Source organism: Roseofilum halophilum BLCC-M91 (genome assembly GCF_030068445.1).
GTDB classification, from domain to species: Bacteria; Cyanobacteriota; Cyanobacteriia; order Cyanobacteriales; family Desertifilaceae; genus Roseofilum; species Roseofilum halophilum.
Map to the genome: position 1 here is coordinate 1 of NZ_JAQPOK010000122.1, position 21,251 is coordinate 21,251.

The window sequence follows — 21,251 nt, forward strand, 5'->3', positions numbered from 1 at the left end:
CGATGTTATGAGGTACAGTAATCGAAATGTTCCTTGAGAGTGTTGTCCCATGAAAAGCCTGAAGAATGGGCACGCATAGCGTAAAAAATGGTTTTCCCATTACCCATTACCCATTACCCATTACCGCGCGAAGCGCTGTAAGTCCCGTTAGAAAGCGGGTTGCAGAAACCCACTTTCTACCGCTATCTATTGCAACTTCATCGCCAACTCCGCCAACTTTTTGCCCAAAGCTTGCACCGACTGCTGCTGCTTTTCATCCTTCAGTTGTCCCTCACCATCAAACTGTTGAAACGCATTGGGAATCGTCTTTTGATCCGGTAAAACTATCACGCCAATATTCTGCAAAATTGCCCGTAAATGCACCAATCCCCTTAACCCTCCTATTCCTCCAGGGGAAATACTCATAATGGCTGCCACTTTACCTCGAAAACAACTGAGCGCCAAAGGCGGTTCATCCGGTTCCGAACGGGACACCCAATCAATTGTATTTTTCAATAAACCGGTAATCGAGCTATTGTATTCTGGGGAGGCAATTAACAGCCCTTGGTGAGACTTAAATAATTGCTTCAAGGCTAAAACAGACTCCGGTAAACCCTCCTTCTCTTCTAAATCCTGGTCATAAATCGGCATCGGGTAATCCCGCAAATCAATAAACGTCACTTCTGCACCCGCTTGGGTGACTCCTTGAGCCGCAATTTTCACCAATTTTTTATGAAAAGAATCCTGACGAGTGCTACCAGCAAAGGCGAGAATTTTAGTTGAATTAGACATGATTGATTCAGTGAAAAAATGAGTAGTTAACCGTTGTCCTTATCCCCCAACCCCTTCTGCTGGAGATGAGGGAATAGGGATCAATTAAGTCCCTCTCCCGTGGGAGAGGGATTGAGGGAGAGGGCATTTTCCCCCCGTGGAAGAGGAAGATAAGCAGAAGGCATTAACAAAAACTAAGCCAAATCAAACAGCAGAAACTCCGAGGATTCTTGGGCTTGTAGATTTAAGGTTTGGGTATGGGCGATCGCCGCCCCATCTCCAGTTGCCAATACTGTACCATTAACTGACAGTTTCCCGCGAATCATTTGTATCCATCCATAACGCTCTGGGGCAAACTCATACGTTAACTTTATTTCTGGATCTAACACTGATGCAAACAATTTTGCATCTTGATGAATCACCACCGAACCCTGCTCGCCATCCGGAGAAACTAACAATCGCAGTTGATTGTGTTTCGATTCTGGACTAAAATACTCTTGTTGATAACCCGGATTTAGCCCCTTTTGATTCGGTAAAATCCAGATCTGCAAAAAATGACCCCAATCCTGCTGAGAATGGTTATACTCGCTATGGGTAACCCCCGTTCCTGCACTCATAATCTGCACATCTCCCGGACGAATCACCGAGCCATTGCCCATGCTATCCTTATGCTCTAACCCACCCTCAATCACATAGGAAATGATTTCCATATCTCGGTGGGGATGGGTTCCAAATCCAGAACCGCCCTGAATTCGGTCTTCATTAATGACCAAAAGATGGCGAAATTCCTGATACTTAGGGTCATAATAATTGGCAAAGGAAAAGGTATGATTAGACCGTAACCATCCATGATTAGCTTGACCTCGTTCTGAGGATTTCCGAACCGTAACTTGGGGGGTTGTTAAAGATGCATTAACCATAATATAAACTCTCAACTCAACCATTAATTATTAGTTTAGTCCAGCCTAACTGAGCCTGTAAAGACGGCACTTGAAAGTGCCCTAGTACCCAAAAAGTAACAATGGAGAGTCAATTTAAGTCCTCAACCCGCCTAACCTGCGCCGTAGAAACGACCATCAAAGTGATTGGGGGACGGTGGAAGGTGTTGATTTTGCGCGAGTTGTTCTCTGGGGTGAAACGCTTTGGAGAGCTGCAACGGGCGATTTCTGGAGTGACACAGAAAATGCTCACTCAACAACTGCGAGAAATGGAACACGATGGCCTAATTGAGCGCGTGGTTTATGCCCAAGTACCGCCGAAAGTTGAGTATTCTTTAACCCCCACGGGAGAGAGTTTAGAGCCGGTTTTGACCGCAATGCATGATTGGGGGATTCAGTATATGGACAATGAACAATGAACAATGAACAATTAACAATTAACAATTAACAATTAACAATTAACAATGCATACAGAACTTCTACAATCTGGTTTTTTCTAAGACTTCCAGAACTAACTTAGGCAATAACTTATCCTTAAACCAGACAATGGGAATGGGACAGTCGGTAATTTTAACCCCTGCTTTTTCTAAGTTCAAGCGGTCAGAAATTGCTAAAATAACCGCCTTATCATCAAGATATTTTACTTGATAAAATTTTTTCTGTAAATAACTCGGTCGCCAATACCCTACAATTTCCAATAAAACCGATCGCCCATCGGGATGGACAAAACGAAAGTCGGGAATCATCACACTACCGGGAATGGGGATTAAATCGACTTCTCGCTCTAAGACCCAATCGGTTTTCTGCTTGGCCCAGCGCTGGGCAAAGGCAGATTCGATCATACTATCGTAGGGTTTTCCGGGGGGATAGTGACTGACTAATTGACATTGGGAATCTAAGGAAAATTTACCTTGTTTGGGTGCGCCGGTATAGAAATCACGGGTTTGTAAGTTGGCTTCGATGCTCCATTTGGTGACATGCAGGAGAGCGGGAATTAATTTGGCTAAGGCGAGTCCGTAGCGCGTACTGACCCGGAGTAAACTGGAGGGCCCATCAATGGTAATGGTAAACCCATGGTCGGCATCGCCTTCAATGTATGCCATGAGTTGAAATAGTTTTAAGTAGCGAAATAGAAGCTTATATTCTCCGGGAACATTGCGATGGGCATTAATTTTAATATGGGTGGCGCGATAAAAGATGCCTTGCACTTGGGAGAGGTTATAGCGATGCAAAAGTGGCTCCGGTTCTGGGGGGTCAAATTGGGTGAAGATGCGATTTTCGATGAGATCGCAATAGAGTCCTTGACGCAGTTCATCAATGACGATTTCACGCTTGAGTTCTTGGCTCAAACTGTGGGCAATTTGGGTTAGGGTGTGTTCTGTCGAGTCTTCTCCTGGCCGACTTTGGGCGGCTGCGGTGAAGATGCGCTCTCTGAGTAGGGGAGGGTCAAGGGGGCTGATGATTTCAAAGGCGGAAAAGCTGCTTTTGAGGATATGAGCGAGTCCGCGCTTGATGCGAAAATCGGGACTTTCGCCTTCAAATTCTTGTAAGCTGCGATCGAGGTGTTTTTGGGGTTGACCGATATGCTCTTGAAAACAGGCAATTAAATCGGTGGCTATGCCTATCCAATAGCGGTCTAGTTTTAGCCTTTTGGGGATGATGGTTTCGCCGCTATAGCGATAAATGAGTAGTTCGCTGGGGAGCATGATCGATTAAAAATTAAAAATGGGTCTAGGTAAATTATTGTAGGTTGGGTTGAGGCACGAAACCCAATCCTATTTGCCGAGTTCATATCAAATTCGGTTAATTGGATTCAAGAAGCGGGCAAGATGCCCGCACTCCTCGAATTCTTTGATATGACTGGAGTGGGAGCATCTTGCTCCCTGGATTTTTAATTCGGGTATTTCCGCTTCGCGGACATGAATAAGCGGACTTGATATCACTAGGCAACATTAGCAACCTGCAACATCCGCGACTTTTTGGATTGTGGAATTGATGTGGTTAATCCGTGGGAAGCAAAGCGATGAATTTCCCCTCCGTTATTCCCTGTTCCCTATTCCCTATTCCCTCGTCCAAGAATCCAATTTACGCCGTCGGCTAAGTCGGTGGCGATATAATCGGGTTGGGTGTGGTGCTGATAGTCTCCAGAGAGGACTCGCGAACCATAACCGGTTTGGACTAAAATTCCTTGACATCCGGCGTTATGGGCCATGTCTACGTCGGTGGCTTTATCGCCGATGACAAAACTAGAACTGAGGTCTAAGTCATGTTCCCAAGCGGCTGCGACTAACATGCCGGTGTTGGGTTTGCGCCAGGTACTCCATCGGGCAAATTCTGGGTTTATTCCGCCTTCTGGGGGGCTGAGATAGGGGCAGATGAGGAGGGCATCTAATATGGCTTCGGCTTGGGTTTGTAGGAGGTGACAGAGGCGCTGATGGAGGGCATTAACGTGATCCATACTATAGTACGATCGCGCGGGGCCCGATTGATTGGTCACTAGACAACAGAATAGGTTACGGTCGTTTAAGCGTCGCACGGCTTGAGCGACACCGGGAATGAGGTTGAGGTCTTCGACGCGATGGATATAACCGACTTCCTGGTTGAGGACTCCATCGCGGTCTAGAAATACGGCAGGTTGGCTCATGGGATGGCAGGGGGTTTTCATGGGTCTGGGGCAATCCTTAAAAGGAAAGTGAACTTTTCCCGGTAAAATTTAATTTATAAAAATCTGCTCATCTGTAGCATATATCCTAGGTTCGTGCTATTTTCGCATTTCTAGATAAAACTTGATGCGATCGCCGAGTTCATCCACGCTCAAACCTTGCAGCCAGTATTCTACCAGGGCATGACCGAAGGCCCAGGCGTTTTTATCGGGGGTTTCTGGGTTCTCTAACAGTTGGGGCCAGAGGGTCAACAGTTCAAATTTAACTTCTAACTCTGGGTCATTACTCAACAGTAAAAATAAATCGTAGGCCATCTGTAATTTGCCAATCACAACGGGTAACTGTTCGATGGGGATTTGTTCGGCTAGGAGATAGGCGAGGGTGGGGGAACCGGTGGCAAGGGTTGATACAAAGCGGAGGACGGGACTTTTCAAGAGAGCGGTTAACCCTTGGGTGGTGGCCATTTGGAAGGTGTAGCGATCGATGATTTTGGCGGCGGCGAGGGTACGGGCATCGCGATCGCGTAAAAATCGGGCTAATTTCTCCTGTTTCACGGGCCCGATCGCCTCCATCAGTAGGGCGGCAAGTTGCTCGGTATTCCAACCCTGGCGACCCATCTGAGTATCTGCGGTGACCACTGGCAGGAGGCGATCGCACCATTGGCCTAACTGTTGCTGACGATACTCCGTTGCTTCCCGGATCGCCAACTCCTTGGGCCGCTCTCCGAACTGCCAGTCATAGGGGGGCGACCATTCCCGGATCGGGCGCAAGCGGTCAACTTGAGTCACCAAGGTAATCATCGGTAACTCCCCATTCTCTTCCCGCAGTTGCTTCAAAAACTTCACATCCATTTGCAAGGCTGGATCGAGGGCAGGAGTTACCAATAAGACCAAATCGGCCTTAGCACCAAACTCCAACACCTGCTCGGCCAAGTCTGCCCGGTTCACCTGCTCGTAACCGGGAGTATCCCACAGATTTAAGCCCTCCCCATTTGCTCCCTGCCAGTGATAATTCTTAATTTTGTCTGTGCTGGGCAAAACATCGACTTCCGCCTGTTCTGCTTGAAATAAGGTGTTAATCAGACTACTTTTACCGGCTCCTGTCCGTCCGACTAAGAGCAGATTTAGGGGTTGTTGCTCGACCTGTTCCTCTGGAGAGGCTTTGGCAATAATGGCCCGTAGGGTTTCGGTTTTGGCTTTGGGTAGGCTTAATTCGGAAGCCGAAACATTGAGATCGGGGGGGGTGACATTGCCGTAGAGGGCGATCGCCTGACGACAGAGATTCCGCAAAGCCGACTCCCGTAACATTTGACCCAGGTTCACCAATAACTCCTGGGTCGCCTGATTTCCCCATTTGCGCGTCGCTCGTTTGGTTGCTGCTGCGGCAGGATTGAGCAACCATTGGGCCCAACCCCACACCTGTAGCACTTTACGCGCCGAGGGTTCCAGCTTGCGATACATTTCATAGGCTTGATAGGCTTGGCCAACGGTCACCTGATTGAGAACCGGGGAGAGTTGGGTAATAGCCCGTCCCACATCCTCCACCGTGCCTTGAACTAACCCGTAGGCTTGGGGGATATAGATATTCAGCAGGGGATATTGGGCATCCTGTCCATAGGCCTGAGCCACACAGACCACCACCGCTTGACAGCGCTGAAAAAAGGTGGTTTGATCCTCCCAAATGGGGCGATCGCCTTTCGACTCCTTCAGAATCTTCTCCAACTCTGTCTCAATCTGGGCCCCAGTTTCCGCATTGCCAATGGCAGACTGAGTTTCTTCCGTCACCGCGTCCATCTCCGCGCTCACGGCTGCCACTGCTGCTTCGAGCTGTTCTATCATGGGGCGAGTCCACAGCACCAACAACCAGCGCCATCCCAGGAACACCAGGATAAAGACCGCCCAGATCCAACTGATACCCCAAGCATGGATCTGCCACCCGGCCGCGACCAGTAGTAAAATCAGGATGGAGGCGATCGGGGTAATTAAAACAATCCATTGCCACAGCTTAAAGCGCACCATAATCAATTAAAAATTAGAAATTAAAAATTAGAGATCTTTTTCTTTCAGAACCAACAAAGTAATATCATCAAACACTTTATAGTCGCCAATAAAAGATAGCACATCAGAAATGACCGCCTCTTGAATCTCTTGGGCTGAGTGATGCCAATGCTGCTGTATCACCTCACATAATCGTTCTAATCCATATAACTGACCTGCACAATTTTCTGCTTCCGGAATTCCATCGGTATACAGAACCACCCCATCTCCGGGTTCAAGTTTCACCGTCACTTGAGCAATAAAGTCGGCAATATCATCAATTAAACCCACGGTCATCCCCAAATCCATCGTATCAATCGCTTCTAATATTCCATCCGCCCGCACCACTAATACCTCTTCATGTTGTCCACTAATACTTAAATAACTATCCGTATAATTGAGTATAGATAAAGTTAATTGCCGGTCAACTTTCATCCGTTGCACATTTTTATAGAGGGTGCTATTGACCGTATTCAAAAATCGTACCGGATCATTCTCCCGCAGTTCTTTCATAGCTCGGATCACAGTTTGAGCCATCATCATCACCAACCCACTTTCTAACCCATGACCAGTAACATCCCCAATACCAATGGTCGTTACCCCATCTTCGACCAACACATCATAGTAATCTCCCCCCACTTCATCAGCAGCAGCCATGTATCCCGCCATATCTAAGGTGGGAATGGCCCGCAGTTCTTCCGGTCTCGGTAATATCATTTCTTGCACTCTGCGGGCAATATCTAATTCCGCCCCCAAACGCAAATTTTCCGCTTTCAGTCTTTCATTCAGTTGAGTAATTTCCTCATTCGCTCTTGCCAATTGAGCCGTCCGTCGGGCTACCGTATCCTCTAGAGTTTGATAAAATCGAGCATTATTAATCGAAATCGCCGCTTGAGTTGTCAGCAGATTTAGCACCTTCATTCGATCGGCTGTAAATGCGTCTGAAGTGAGATGATTTTCTAGGTAAAGAATACCAATCAATTGACCTTGGTTCAGGATCGGAGAACAGACCAAGCTTTGGGTTGGCTGCTGCAATAAGTATGAGTCACTGCTAAACGAGTGAACTTCTGATAAGTTATTGATCAACACAACTTCTTCCGTTCGTTTTACCCAGTTAATCAAACTTTGGGGTAAACTATTCACCTGCTCAAGAGGGACAATAGACAGATTACAATTACCCTGAAGGTACTGAGCCATAATTTCCCAAGTTCCCGTATTATTTAAGATTAAAACCCCTTGAGTCGCCCCTGCATTTTCAATCAGAATATGCATGAACTTAGAGAGTAAACTATTCAGAGAAATTTCTTCCGATAGCACTTGAGACGCTTTGATGACACTGGTGAGATCTAAGGCATTTGAGCTGCCTGTAGATGTACTCGTCAGAGTTTTGCCTTTAGAAGCTTGGCTTGATCGATTAAGAATGGGAGCCAAAAGTTGGGGATATTGGGCTTCGAGGTAGTCCGTTTTAGCTTTGGCTCCCCATTGTGCATACCCATAGTAAGCTTCTTGCATGTAACCGGCTGCTACTTTTTCTTTGCCCCAGTTTAAGTAAAATTTAGCTGCAAGTTCATTACTCAGGGCTTCTTCGTGGAGAAATCCATTTTCTTTGGCTCCAGTAATGGCGCGATCGTAGAATTCTGCTGCTTCAAATAAATTCCCTAAAACTCGATGCTTTTCTGCCTCAATCAGATCGCATTTATGCTGAAAATTCATCGGAGCAAAGCCAGCCCACATTTGTAGCTTCCGTCGATCATCTTCCAGAATTTTCCACTGCTTTTCTGTTAAACTTTCCTGAGATAACAAGACTAAACTGTAATAAAATACATGCTCAGACACATAAGTAGTAGAAAGGGCTGCTCCTCTATTTTTCCAACCTTTTTCGCCAACTTCTAGGGCCCTATGATAATCTTCAAAGTAATAAAAAAGACGGCTTTGCGCCTGATAAAAACAGTAGGCTAGATGACTATTGTTTTTTTCCCACTCTTGCAGATAAGATTGACGATCGAATATAGGGCCTTCCAGAACTTCTGGATATTCCGTTTCTCCCAAAAGATTAGCAATAATCTGTCGATACAGGATGAAGAAACTTTGATGAAAATCATATTTTGCTTTGACAATAGCAGGACAATACTGTTCATGAAGTTTGCGTACTTCTTGCAGAAAACCACCCGTAAAATAGAAATAGTTAGAACGGCCCAGGGCACCATAAAAGGCAAATTCTAGATCCCCTGTTTCAAAGCCACTTTTAATGACTTCAATAAAATCATCAACCGCATTTTTAAGTGGTTCTTTCCAAGGTCGAATAAACATATTAAACATATTTCTACTCTTGGTTTCAAATTCCCGCCAATTAAATTTTTCAATTACCTTTAAGGAGAGTATTCCAAATGCATATCCCGCTTCAATTTCATCATACACTCCACACAGCACGCTCCCATGCCAAGCGTAAAAAGTTACTGCATCTTCCGACTGTCCATAGTTGATCAGGTATCGAATGCCATGAAAAGCGATCAAGGGATAGAGATTGGGTTGAGAAATATAAGCCGCAGATGCTGTATTCGTAAGAATCTTGATTGCAGTTAGTTTTTCTTCATCCTCAAGCAATGGCAGATTTTCTAAATTGGCAATTTCTTCTATGGGTAATTCAACTTCCTTACGGAGCAACTCAACATCAGCCTTGATCTCTTCTGGATCGGATGGTAAATTAATTCCTAGAGGAATTAGGGCTTGTCGAGCAAGATCAATGGCTTCATACATTTTATTCTCATTGATTTCAAATAAGATTTCAAAGGCATTAATTTTTGCGCGATCTACAACTCTTTTAACTTGCGGCAATGTTTTTGTACATAAGCTTCTAGCCGCATCTAAATTATAATTCAGATGTTCGCTTTCAATGGTTGATATTGCCAAGGAAAACATCAGATCGTAGTTCGTTTCCCAAGCTGATTCATCTAGAAATTTTTGACCTTCATAACAATAATTGCGGCTGGCTTCGTAAGCCACTGATAATTTTGCTTTTTTACTCGCTTGTAAATTGAGTCTGGCAATTTCTTCTCGCTCATTTGGGTCGCTAATTAAATCTCGCGCTTCATTGAGATGATTGACAATGTTAAAAAATTGATCTTCTTTTTCTTCTTCACTTAAATTGTTCAAGAGTTGACGACCAATTTTTAGATGAATTTCCTGTTTTTTATCTTCAGGAATCAGAGAATACGCAGCTTGTTGAACTCGGTCATGTAAGAAACGATAGCCTACTAAAAAAAAAGATTTTGTTGGGTTTTCTTCTGTCGTTGATTTTTGGAAAAATTTGTAGCTTTCATTCGTTGGTAACACCAAACCTTCTTGCAAAGCAATCCACAAATGATCCGCTACTTCTTCTTTGGTTTGTTCGCAGACTACAGATAAATTATCTAAATTAAATTGGTTGCCAATACAAGCTGCTAGTTTTAAGGTGTCTTGTGTTTCTTGCGGGAATTTCTGCAAGCGTCTCGCCAGAAAAATCACTACATCATCTGGTAATGCACGATTATAAATTTCGCTTATATTCCAAGTCCAATCGCCTGATTTTTCATCGAAGTCAATTAGATTTTCATTATATAGTCCTTTGATAAATTGAGTGGTAAAAAATGGATTACCTTGAGCATTCTGGTACACTAAATCAGTTAAGGGTTGTACTTTGTCTAAAGGGTCGTTGAGGGTATCGGCAATCAGTTGATTGATATAATCAGAGGCTAAGGGTTCTAGGGTGATTGTAGAGATTACGGCTTTTTCTTGTTCTATTTGCTCTAATTGTAACATCAAAGGATGAGAAGGAAAAACTTCATTATCCCGATAGGCTCCTAGGATTAATAAATATCCGGTTTTTGAATCTTCCATTAATAGTTTTAAAAGATTTAAGGAGGCGGAGTCTGCCCATTGTAAATCATCTAAGAATATGACTAGAGGATGGTCTTGATGGGTAAAGACATGGACAAATTTTTCAAATACAAAGTTAAATCGATTTTTGGCGGCGTTGCCTTCGAGTTCTGGAGCGGGGGGTTGGGGGCCGACAATTTTTTCTAATTCGGGAACGACTTCGATCGCGACGGCGGCATTTTCACCTAATGCTTGCAGGATTTTCTGTTTCCAGTTCTCTAATTCTTCATCGGATTCCCCTAAAAGTTGCCCCATGAGTTCTCTGAAGGCTTGGACAAAGGCGGAAAAGGGAATGTTGCGATTGAATTGGTCATATTTGCCTTTGATGAAGTAGCCTCTTTTTTTGACGATGGGTTTGTGGACTTCGTTGACGACTGCGGTTTTGCCGATGCCGGAAAATCCGGCGACTAGCATCATTTCGGTGTTGCCTTGTGCTACGCGGTTAAAGGCTTGCAGGAGGGTTTGCACTTGGGCTTCTCTGCCGTAGAGTTTTTCGGGGATAATGAAGCGATCGCTCCTATCTTCTTTTCCCAGAGCAAATAAAACCAGTTCTCCCGTGGTTTCTAGCTGCTCTAGGCATCTCTCTAAGTCATGTTTTAAGCCCAAGGCGCTTTGATAGCGGTCTTCTGCATTTTTGCTCATCAGCTTCAAGACGATCGCTTGCAGTACCACCGGCACGTCACTTTCTGGGGGAAATCCGGCGGTTTGGGCAATATGTTTATGCACTAATTCGATGGGGTCATCACTGATAAAGGGGAGTTGACGGGTGAGCAGTTCATAGAGGGTGACTCCGAGGGAATAGAAGTCGGTGCGGTAGTCAATTCCCCGGTTCATGCGTCCGGTTTGTTCTGGGGATATGTAAGATAAACTGCCTTCGAGGAGGTTGGGACTGAGCAGTTGTTGTTGTTCTTTGGGAAGCTGACTGGAAATACTGAAATCAATCAGTTTAATCTGATGAGTTTCTGGGTGAACGATCAGGTTGGCAGGTTTAATATCTTTGTGAATAATTCTTTGTTGGCTTAAATAATGCAGGGCTTCTGTCAGTTGAATGCTCAGAGTGAGAACGTCTTTGGGTGATGAGTGGAATGAGTGCCAATATTCAGAAAGAGCGATCGCCCCAGAATCGGGCAGAATCAGAGCATAGCCATTGCCGTAGCGCTCTAATGCCACGGGTTGCAAAATGTGGGGATGTTCTAGCTCGCGAGCGATGACATACTGGTTACGGAACTGCACCAACTCATTAAAGCTGGGGTTGCGATTGTGTAACACTTTAATGATGACTGGCTGGCGATCGCTCTTTCGGACTCCACGATAGACTAGAGTGTGACTACCATCATAGACCAGCTCATCTGCTTGATAACCCGCTAAATTCAGCATAATTGTCACTCCAGAATCGAGTATCTTTTAACCCTTAATCGAGCCTAACGTATTCTTCCAGGCTAATTCCTTGCGTAGGATTTCCAGCGCTCGGCGATCGCCTCCTGAAAATAGATTTTGCTCAATGAGTTCCCCAATCACTTGTTGCACCAACTGAGATGCAAACATGCCCCCACTCCGCAACACATGGGCATAGTAGCCTAAATGGGGACGACCTTGGGCATTTAAGTGAAACTGATGAATTTCTTCGGGACTCATCTTCAAGACGGGGGTATTGACGGGAACAACTACCCTAGGGATACCTTGCGCTCCGTAGAGGCGATCGCCGACTTGCGTCAATTCCCCAATTAAAATTGTACCCAGTAACACCCGTGTTTCTACAATGAGATCTGGTGTAAAAAAGGGATCTGGATCGTTGGATAACCGAGGCCCGGTATTGAGAAACTGGGGATTAAACAACTGGGAATTATAAACTAAACCGACTGCCCAATGGCGATCGCCCAGATCTTCCAATTTCACAAAACAACCAAACCCATAATCCTCTGGTGCTGGTGGATGTAAGAACTCACCCTTGGCATCTAGTTGCACCACATAATCACAATGGGAATTCGATTTAACGACTTTACCTAAACGCATGATCGATTAAAAATTAAAAATTAAAAATTAAAAATGATTGTATACCAAATTTCCCACTTCTCTACTCGCAACTTTCCACTTAGAGCCTATTGGTAATGTAACAGAACGTTACTTAAAAGCCAATCGATATTAAGATTTATCACAATTTTCTGCCCATTTGCATAAAATCACCCTGATTTTTCAGAGAGATCTATAGAAGATCTCAAATTCGGGATGAATGAACACCAAACAACTGCTACGGGTTGCAGATGCCCAGCTTTATCGCGAAACCCAAAAACACCTGACGGATATCGAGCGACAGGTGCTAAGGGCCTGCCTAGAGGGAATCTCTTATAAACAAATGAGTCAAGAAATACCAAAAAGTCAGGAGCAACTGAGGAGGGTTGGCGCTCGTTTGTGGAACAAGTTATCCCCCATATTTGGGGAAGAGATTCATAAACATAACATTCGCGGCGCTCTAGAACGTTACCTGGAAGATCGGGAGGCTGAGGATAGTTCCTGAGAGAATTTTAAGCTTTTGTGAAGTTGCACAGAACGCTACAAAACGCTACTTAATGCTACTTACAAACAAAGCATAGAAGATTACTATAGATATGGGGCATGTATGGAACTCTATGACTCAATACTTGAGGAGAACTAAGTCGGGCTGGATGACCATTACCCCTATCCTGATTCAGATTCTGGAAACCCCGATGTGAGTTTCGCCGAAATTCTGAATTTCCGCTCCTAACTCTGTTCGCAAAACTTTCTCAAGGTTTTGTGGAACTTTTAACCTTAAGGATCTTAGAAAATGATGAACCTACCTTTATCCAATTTGTTTCGTACTGGCGCACAACTGTTGAGCGTTGTGTCGCTGACTGCCTTGAGTATCGCCCTGCCCCAACCCAGTCAGGCCCAAAGCGCCCGATTTTACTGCGGAACGAGCCAGGGTTCGCCAGCTACTCTCGCCAACACTCCACGAGGTGTCGTTCCTGTGATTGTTTGGCAATCTCCTTATTTTGAAGCTTCCGGTTATTCCCCCCAAAGACGCTGCCAGGAGGTGTCCTCTCGGTTCCAGACATTTTACAGCAAGGGATCTCTAGAGTATCTGACGACAGGTATCGTGAATGGTTATCCGGTCATTTGTGTTAGTCAAACTAATGGAGGCAGTTGTGCAGATACGGAGGTCTTATTTACTCTCAAACAAGGAGACGATGCTAACCGTGTCTTACAACAAATGTTTGATGTTCGCTCTGGTGCTTCGGGGCCGTTGTATCAGAGTACAGGCCGCCGCCCCACTAAACTCTATATTGATATGGAGAATTATCTGAATACAGCGCCCGTTGAAAGTGGGTCTTCTCCTAGCGTAGCTCCAAGCCAACCCCAGCCAGCTCCCAATCCTGCTCCAGCCAATAATCCAGGTTCGGGTTCGGGTGGCTCGGTTTGGTAAATCCTTGATGACTAAGCCTGTTGTAGCATTACTGGCTTGTGGGATGTGCGGCTTGGTATGGCATTACGGGCCGCTAGAACCTGTGTTGGACGATCGCCCCTTAACCACTGTTCCCATCTCATGGCACTACGGGCCCCTACAGCCCCAGTTAGACGATCGCCCATCCTGGACAACTGTACCCACTACTCCGGTTTCCCCAGCCAAATCTCCCCAGGAACTGCGCCAAATTGCTAGGGCGATCGCCGTTAAAGTCATCGCTGGAACCAGTCATGGTTCGGGGATTATTCTCGGCCGAGAAGGAGAAACCTATCAAGTAGTGACCAACCGTCATGTGTTGACGGCCTCGGATACCTACAAGATTCAAACCTCTGATGGTCAGGTCTATGCAGCCATTCAGGTCACTGCTATTGATTTCCGGGGCAAGGATCTGGCCTTGTTGACATTTAGGAGCGATCGCCCCTATACCCTTGCTTCTATTGCAGAAGTTTCTTCTGTCGTAAAGAGCGAAGTGTTTGCAGCAGGATTTCCCCTCCAATCTCCCCCTGATGCGGCTGAGGATGGATTTGTCTTTAACCAAGGAACCCTCCAATGGCTCCTAGAGCAACCCTTAGCCGATGGCTATCAGATGGGTTACGACAACGACATTCGTAAAGGAATGAGCGGGGGGCCTCTCTTAAACAACCGAGGTGAAGTCATTGGCATTAATGGAATGCACGCCTATCCCCTCTGGGGAAATCCCTATATCTATGCTGATGGCAGCCAACCCGATCCTCTCTTGCGGGAAACCCTGATCGCCCTCAGTTGGGCCATTCCCATTGGCCTATTTCAAAGTTTGAGTAGTTTCGAGGTTTTGTCCCAAGAGTCTGGGGAGGTTCATCCCATGCCCCCAGTTCCTCCATCTCATTCAGAACTCGTGTGGTGAGCAGACCCAAAGAACACTCTGTTTCGTGTCGAATCAAATATGAGGTACATCTAAAATGAATAGAAATTATCTATCTGCGGCTTTAGCAGGAACGGCGATCGTCAGCACAATCGTCATGACGCAAACTCAACCCACTTTTGCCCTCACTGGAGTCGAAATCAACAACATTGCCCGCGAAGTCACCGTTCTTATTAAAGATCCTGAAGGAGAAGGCCATGGCTCTGGAGTCATTATCGCCAAAGAAGGCAACACCTATTACGTTCTTACCGCCAATCATGTCGTCAGTTATGAAACCCAGTACAATCTCGTTACCGGAGATAAGCAAGGTTACGCGATCGACTACAGTAAAATCCAACGGTTGAATGGCGTAGACTTGGCTATTGTTCCCTTCACCAGTGACAAAGACTATCGCATTGCCAAATTAGCCAACACCAATACCGTTCAACAAGGACAATCCGTTTTCATTTCCGGTTGGCCAGCTACCAGTCAATCCATTCAAGAAGTGACTCGCCAATTTACGAGCGGTATTGTCTCCAGCCTACTGGAACAACCTCGTAGTGATGGATATGCTTTAGTCTACGATTCAGTCACCCGACGTGGTATGAGTGGCGGCCCAGTTTTTGATTCTGAGGGGCGCGTTATTGCCATTCATGGTTTAGGAGATGCAGAAACGCGAGATCAAGTTCAATCTGTTTCTCCCAATGCTCCAGGAATCGAATCCGTTGCCGATCTCATCGGGTCAGGATTTAACTTAGGCATTCCCATCACTATCTATTTGCAAACCGCTCCTGGGTCAAACATTTTTCTCACCGTACAAGTCGAAAACACCCCCGTGCAACAAGCCGTGGTTGACTATACACCGCCCGCGCAACCTGACCCACGGGATACCATGAACATTAACCAAGTCTTCTCCAACATTAATGAAGGTTTAAACACCATCAATCGAGGGGTTGACACCTTCCGTAGAGTTTGCGGATTCTTTGGCTGTCGATGATAGCACTTTTGGCGATCGGTGAACTACGTTTTGATCTTCCTATCCCCTCTTACAGCATTTTGCGCTCCTTCAAGGGAAATTTTGATCCCCCCAACCCCCCTTAAAAAAGGGGGCAGTAAAAGTCCCCCTTTTTAAGGGGGATTTAGGGGGATCGAGAGGGACTAAATATCAGAACCAAATACTGTAAACCTTCCTTCTGTAGGTTGGGTTGAACAACGTGAAACCCAACTAACGACTGAATCCATTCAGAGGCAAAATAATGATGCGTTGGATTAAATTTAGCCTAATTGCAGCCATGAGTATCTGTGCAGTAATTGGAGAATCTTTTCTTCCTCTATCTTCCGCTACTGCCGAATACGATCTGTTCCGCAACCCCAATGTTTCTCCCTCAGCGCCCTCTCGTCCTCCTGCTCCCAGATCCAATCCTCCAGTTTCCACAGGGCCCATACGAGGGCGATTCAAAATTGTTCACGTGCAAATCAAAAAGGAATATTTACAGCAACTGAACATTAGGCTGCAAGATTCTGGGGCGCTGAATTACATGCAAAATAACTTAAATAACTTAAATCTAAATTTACCGGCTGATGTCCCCGTTATTTTTGGCGAATGTGGAGAAGCCAATGCTTTCTATAGTCCCAGTAAACGACAAATTATCATGTGTATCGATCTGGTACATGCCTTTGTTGTGCGTTTTCATGAAGATGACCCAGATGCATCGCTTAAGGAACTACTAGATGTGGCATTTAACGTCACCTCTTTTGTCGTTCTTCATGAAATGGGACACGCTATTATCGATATTTTTGATATTCCCGTTACTGGAAGAGAAGAAGATGCGGTAGATGAAATGGCTGCAATTTTACTCTTAGAACAAGGAAATGCTAAGTCAGAACAAACTGTTTTACAAGCCGCCATTTCTTTCCTTCTTGCCGCAGAAAAAAATGAGAACATCAGAAATCTACCCTATTGGGGCGAACATTCTCTAGATCAACAGCGATTTTTCAGCTTACTCTGTTTAGTCTATGGTAGCAACCCGGACAAATATTCTCATTTAGTAGAACGTAACATTTTGCCAGAGAGCAGAGCCAAGAGATGTCCAAGCGAATATACTCAAAAACTAAGCAGTTGGAACCGCCTGCTGGCTCCTCATATTAACAATAATCCAGTGGTTGCAGGGAATCAGCCTCAACCTCAAACTTCTTATCAACCCGATCCCGGTTTGTTATGGTAATTAACCCCAAAAAACGTAGGTTGGGTTGAACGCAATGAAACCCAACAATCCACACCAAAAATGTTGGGTTACGCTGTTGCTAATCCAACCTAAACCAGAGAGTAGCAAGAAAAAGCCATCAATTACGAGGTGAGTTATGCGTCTAATCAAATATTTGTGGTTTGCCTTAATCAGTTTCGTTTTAGTCCTTGGTAGCGCCTGGATAAAGCGAAGTATTGCTGTTGCTTTATGTGGCATTCTAGGGTTTAACTCTAATGCCTGTTTTTGGGCAGAACAAAACCGAGCAGTTGCCATTCAACCCCCAGCGTATAATCTTGCTCAAGGCATTGATATTTTTCGCAATGATGGTGAAGCACCACCCCCACAATCTGGCGGTACTGATATTTTCCGCAACGATGGAGGAAGTTCTCCACCTCCCCCCGCACCCTCTGCTCCTGGAGGTATTGATATTTTCAGGAATCCGGATGTGAATCAACCGAATTCACCCATTCCTCAACCGGAAATACCTAATACTCCTCAATCTCAAGTTCAAGAAGAGAGTTTAGCTGGTATCTGGCTATATGCCATTTACGATCAGCCATTAGCTAATGAACCTGTTCTTATCACATCTATCAGAATTAATGAAGCTGTAGATAGAGAAACTGAAGAATTAGAATATTCGATACAAATATGTGATGCTGAATGCGATCGAATTGTTCAAAATTATGATTTTTATCCTAAAACCAGAACTCCTCACGAACAATCAGCTTTTGCTCGTTACCAAGATTTAACACTGCAAACTGTTGATAGTTTAGATGGACAGCAAATGTGGGGAGAACTCAATGATACAAGTACTGGGGAATATTTATATTTTACAATGTTAAGAATTGTTCCTGTTTCTTCACAATTTGGTAAATCTTTAAAGGTTAATCCTATCGGAGGTTCAGGAAATTTTCCTATTCCAGGAGGTAATCCTGGATCAAATAATATTAACAATAAGCCAACCACTCAAAATCCTAACTTAACTAATTTCACGAAAAATACCAAAAATGTAGATCGATTTGATAGATTTGTGAGTACTACTGATGTTGCATCTGGCAGTCAAAAAGTTCAAGCCATAAATAGAGTTGAAGCAGTTGATAATAATTCCGTTAAAAATTGGTTGCGATCAAAAGTAAGAAAAATTTCGGATTTTGGTAAATCTTTTTTTTGCAAGAGCAACTCCAAATGTATTAGAGGTAAAATACCGTCAATTTCATCTCGTTCAGTTGGGTCTGCTTTACGGGGAAGTAGAGTTTTAAGAGTCGCCTTGAAAGGAGCTAGATTAGGATTAAGAGTAGCTGGGAAATTAGCGATTCCTCTACTGATCCTAGATTTAGCATTGACTGCCTATGAATTCTGTCTTGCGAACCCCGATACTTGCAAGCGGATAGGAGAGAATATTGCACAGGGGTTGGAACGCTTTGGAAATCTACTCAAAGGTTCCAGTTATGGAGATCCTCATTTGGTTACCTTTGATGGGTTCCGATATAGCTTCCAAACGGTGGGAGAATTTATCTTAGCTAAATCTGTGGGGGGAGACTTTGAGGTGCAAACCCGTCAGGGAGCGATACCGGGACGCGATGTGTCTCTGAATACGGGAGCAGCAATGAAGATAGGGCGCGATCGCATCGCATTTTATAGTAAATTCTTCCCAGACTCGGATACCAGTACCCCCCTGCGCGTCAACGGTAGGCCCACCAGAATCTCCGGTAACTCCCTCTCCTTACCCGGTGGAGGCGCAATTTATAAACAGGGAGGTCGAAATTATCTCGTCAAATGGCCCTCTGGAGAAGAAGTCGCCATCCGCTTCATTCAAATGTCCGGTTCTGAATATATGAACGTCACTCCCCATGTTCTCAGTTCGCCTCCCGGTCAATTTACCGGACTCTTAGGCAACTTAAACGGCAATCCTGGTGACGACTTACGAACCCGAAGCGGTAATGTGCTTCCCTCCAAATCCAGTTACGGACAAGTGCGAGATGTGGTCACTCGAATCGTTCCCATTCCCGGTGCTATTCCTGTTCGTCGCATTGAAAATGCAGTCTTCAATCAACTCTATAAAAACTTTGGCAATAGCTGGCGCATTAGTCAAAGCGAATCCCTCTTTGATTATGCCCCCGGTCAAACCACGGAAACCTTCACCGATAAGAGCTTCCCCAGACGCTATAAAACCATGGATATGCTCTCGGCCCAACAAATCCGAGAAGCCGAACAAACCTGTTTAGAAGCAGGAGTTGAACCGGACTTATTGGAAGGCTGTATCTTCGATGTTGGCTTTACGGGCGACCGAAGCTTTGCTCAAGCTGCCGCCAGCGCCTTAAATATCATCGACCAACTCAATGATATTGTCCCTGGTGGCGTGCCCATTCCCCGACCGAGATTACCGATTCCGATTCCCGGTTTACCGTTTTAATCGCGCTCAACCCAACTTAACTCCGCTCTGGGTTGAGTTGGGTTTGACTGCGTTCAAACTAACTTACAAACCTCTCAACTTTATTGAATGCGAATCGCGAGGTAAATTATGCGTTGGATTAAATTTATAATCATTACCGTCTTCAGTTCTATCCTACTCGTTATCACTTCAGCTCTATTTAAGAAGTTTGTAGCAATTTATCTGTGCGGAATTCTGGGAATAAACACCAATCTCTGTCTCTGGCTAGATAGTCAGAAAGTTATAGCACTTGAACCAATACCTCAATTGTCTTTAACAGCATATAAACAATCTCAAAAATCAATTTGGATTCTAGAATTTCCTGGTTTTGAATGGTCAAATAGGACATGCAAATCCAGTAACATGGTGCAAATCGAGATGGTTTTGAATGGTTCTTCTTTTAGTGGACAAACCCAACGAACAGAAAATAATAGACCAAGAACTGTTGCTGTAGTTAATGGTGTAATGAGCGGTACTAATGTACAGTTAACAATTACATCTCCTTTAGATGGAGAGATTGTAGTCTTGAATGGTTCCTTAAATCAACAAGGTCAATTTTCTGGAACTGCAACTTACAGCAATGGTGCTGGGCGTTGTAGAGGACGTTCTTCACAATTCAAGTTAGTCCAAAGATCGGGCACTCCTATTCAACCACAACCGCAAAATATCGATAAACAAAATTTCCGAAAATCTGATGAACAAGCAGCAGCAGAATTAGCAGCACTGCGACAACAGGGACAGCGTGAAGGTTGGACATTTAATCTGGGTGATAGTTTAGCCTTTAGAATTCTTCTCGAAGTGCTGGCTGGTACTCGAATTCCCGATAATTTTAGTCCCATAATCATCGACATTGCCAGAATTTTAGCCCTATTAATTCAACAAGCCTCGCAAAATAATCCCACACCTGCGCCACCCGCTCCTACACCTCCTGCTCCTCAACCGAGACCTCAACCCAATCCCAATCAAAATCAATTACCCAGCCGTTTTGATGCTCGTGAATGGAATGTTGTTCCTAGGGTTAGACACCAAGGAGGTTGCGGAAGTTGTTGGGCATTTGCAGGCATCAGTTCTCACGAAATCGCCTACAGTTCCCGCTACCAATACCCCAGTAATAGCTTGAATCTGAGCGAACAACAACTGCTCTCTTGTAATCCTCAAGGCTATAGTTGTGAGGGTGGATTTGTCACTGAAGATGACTCCCATTATCGCTATCAATCTGGGGTAGTCACTGAACAAGTTTATCCTTATGAAGAAGAAAAAACTCCCTGTCGAAGATTAAGTCCACCAAGGTCTGGAAATATTTACAATATTAGAGCCTTTGACTTTATCCTTAGCCTCAGAGACAATCCAGGAAGTCAACCGAATATCACCAAAATTAAACAAGGGATTTATACTTCCGGCAGTGTTTGGGTAGGAATGGCAACCAATGAAGCCTTTCAAGCGTATCAAGGTGGAGTCTTTAATGCTTGCTCAACTTCCAAACCCGATCATGCTGTTAACCTCATTGGTTGGGATGATGCAGGAGGTTACTGGATTGCTCGTAATTCTTGGGGCGATGATTGGGGAGAAAACGGCTATTTCCGCATCAAGTATGGCTGTAGTCAAATTGGAGCGAGTGCCGCTATTCCTAGACTACCCGAACTCCAATCTTGTAACAACGGCAATTGTCGGGGTAGAGCAGCAGTTCCTCCCCCTTGGTTAAAAGGTTCTTCAGCTCCAGTTGCTCCACCTCCCGTTCAACCTGCTCCCGTTTCACCCCCTCCAGCGCAGCAACCCGCTCCTCCCTCTAACGAACCATCTCCAGGATGGTTATGGTAAGTCCAGCCGGAAATCTAGAGCTGTTCTCACTCAGTACAGCGTGAATTCATATCCAATTTGTCCATCCCTTTTCAATTGAGTATTTAGGAGTCC

15 protein-coding genes are annotated in these 21,251 nt (G+C 44.9%); 8 read left to right on the top strand and 7 right to left on the bottom strand.

Annotated features, from left to right (window positions below):
• Nucleotides 1-186: 186 nt before the first annotated feature.
• Together PJF56_RS16195 and PJF56_RS16200 are read right to left on the bottom strand one after the other, a co-directional pair.
• Complete coding sequence (locus PJF56_RS16195) at nt 187-771, bottom strand: NADPH-dependent FMN reductase (RefSeq protein WP_283763730.1); 585 nt, start codon at nt 769-771, stop codon at nt 187-189.
• Between the two features lie 173 nt (nt 772-944).
• A complete protein-coding gene (locus tag PJF56_RS16200) occupies nt 945-1,670 on the bottom strand; it encodes a pirin family protein (RefSeq protein ID WP_283763731.1) in 726 nt (241 codons plus the stop codon).
• Between the two features lie 101 nt (nt 1,671-1,771).
• Here PJF56_RS16200 and PJF56_RS16205 point away from each other — a divergent pair, with 101 nt between their 5' ends.
• A complete protein-coding gene (locus PJF56_RS16205) occupies nt 1,772-2,107 on the top strand; it encodes a winged helix-turn-helix transcriptional regulator (RefSeq protein ID WP_283763732.1) in 336 nt (111 codons plus the stop codon).
• 60 nt (nt 2,108-2,167) lie between these two features.
• Here the strand turns inward: PJF56_RS16205 and PJF56_RS16210 are convergent, their stop codons facing one another.
• The 5 genes from PJF56_RS16210 to PJF56_RS16230 form a co-directional block, all read right to left on the bottom strand.
• Nucleotides 2,168-3,394: a DUF790 family protein gene (locus tag PJF56_RS16210; protein WP_283763733.1), complete on the bottom strand. Its 1,227-nt coding sequence runs from the start codon at nt 3,392-3,394 to the stop codon at nt 2,168-2,170.
• Nucleotides 3,395-3,741: 347 nt separating this feature from the next.
• Complete coding sequence (locus PJF56_RS16215; RefSeq protein ID WP_347179566.1) at nt 3,742-4,332, bottom strand: D-glycero-alpha-D-manno-heptose-1,7-bisphosphate 7-phosphatase; 591 nt, start codon at nt 4,330-4,332, stop codon at nt 3,742-3,744.
• A 117-nt stretch (nt 4,333-4,449) separates the two neighbouring features.
• Nucleotides 4,450-6,369, bottom strand: a complete 1,920-nt coding sequence (locus PJF56_RS16220; protein WP_283763735.1) for a GTPase family protein — start codon at nt 6,367-6,369, stop codon at nt 4,450-4,452.
• Between the two features lie 27 nt (nt 6,370-6,396).
• Nucleotides 6,397-11,679: an AAA family ATPase gene (locus PJF56_RS16225; protein ID WP_283763736.1), complete on the bottom strand. Its 5,283-nt coding sequence runs from the start codon at nt 11,677-11,679 to the stop codon at nt 6,397-6,399.
• Between the two features lie 27 nt (nt 11,680-11,706).
• A complete protein-coding gene (locus PJF56_RS16230; RefSeq protein ID WP_283763737.1) occupies nt 11,707-12,315 on the bottom strand; it encodes a DUF8166 family protein in 609 nt (202 codons plus the stop codon).
• A 217-nt stretch (nt 12,316-12,532) separates the two neighbouring features.
• On the opposite strand from PJF56_RS16230, the gene PJF56_RS16235 reads away from it, so the two are divergent.
• The 7 genes from PJF56_RS16235 (at nt 12,533) to PJF56_RS16265 (ending at nt 21,158) form a co-directional block, all read left to right on the top strand.
• The gene (locus tag PJF56_RS16235; protein ID WP_283763738.1) at nt 12,533-12,817 is read left to right on the top strand and encodes a helix-turn-helix domain-containing protein; all 285 of its coding nucleotides are present in this window, start codon (nt 12,533-12,535) and stop codon (nt 12,815-12,817) included.
• Nucleotides 12,818-13,105: 288 nt separating this feature from the next.
• Entirely contained in the window at nt 13,106-13,744 is a 639-nt protein-coding gene (locus tag PJF56_RS16240) for a COP23 domain-containing protein (protein WP_283763739.1), read from the top strand.
• A gap of 7 nt (nt 13,745-13,751) precedes the next feature.
• The gene (locus PJF56_RS16245) at nt 13,752-14,666 is read left to right on the top strand and encodes a S1 family peptidase (RefSeq protein WP_283763740.1); all 915 of its coding nucleotides are present in this window, start codon (nt 13,752-13,754) and stop codon (nt 14,664-14,666) included.
• Between the two features lie 55 nt (nt 14,667-14,721).
• Nucleotides 14,722-15,660 (top strand): S1 family peptidase, encoded by a 939-nt coding sequence (locus PJF56_RS16250; protein ID WP_283763741.1) that lies wholly within the window; start codon nt 14,722-14,724, stop codon nt 15,658-15,660.
• 259 nt (nt 15,661-15,919) lie between these two features.
• On the top strand, nt 15,920-16,888 hold the full coding sequence (locus tag PJF56_RS16255) for a DUF4344 domain-containing metallopeptidase (RefSeq protein WP_283763742.1): 969 nt from the start codon (nt 15,920-15,922) through the stop codon (nt 16,886-16,888).
• 136 nt (nt 16,889-17,024) lie between these two features.
• Nucleotides 17,025-19,322, top strand: a complete 2,298-nt coding sequence (locus PJF56_RS16260) for a VWD domain-containing protein (RefSeq protein WP_283763743.1) — start codon at nt 17,025-17,027, stop codon at nt 19,320-19,322.
• 483 nt (nt 19,323-19,805) lie between these two features.
• A complete protein-coding gene (locus PJF56_RS16265; protein WP_283763744.1) occupies nt 19,806-21,158 on the top strand; it encodes a C1 family peptidase in 1,353 nt (450 codons plus the stop codon).
• Nucleotides 21,159-21,251: the final 93 nt, after the last annotated feature.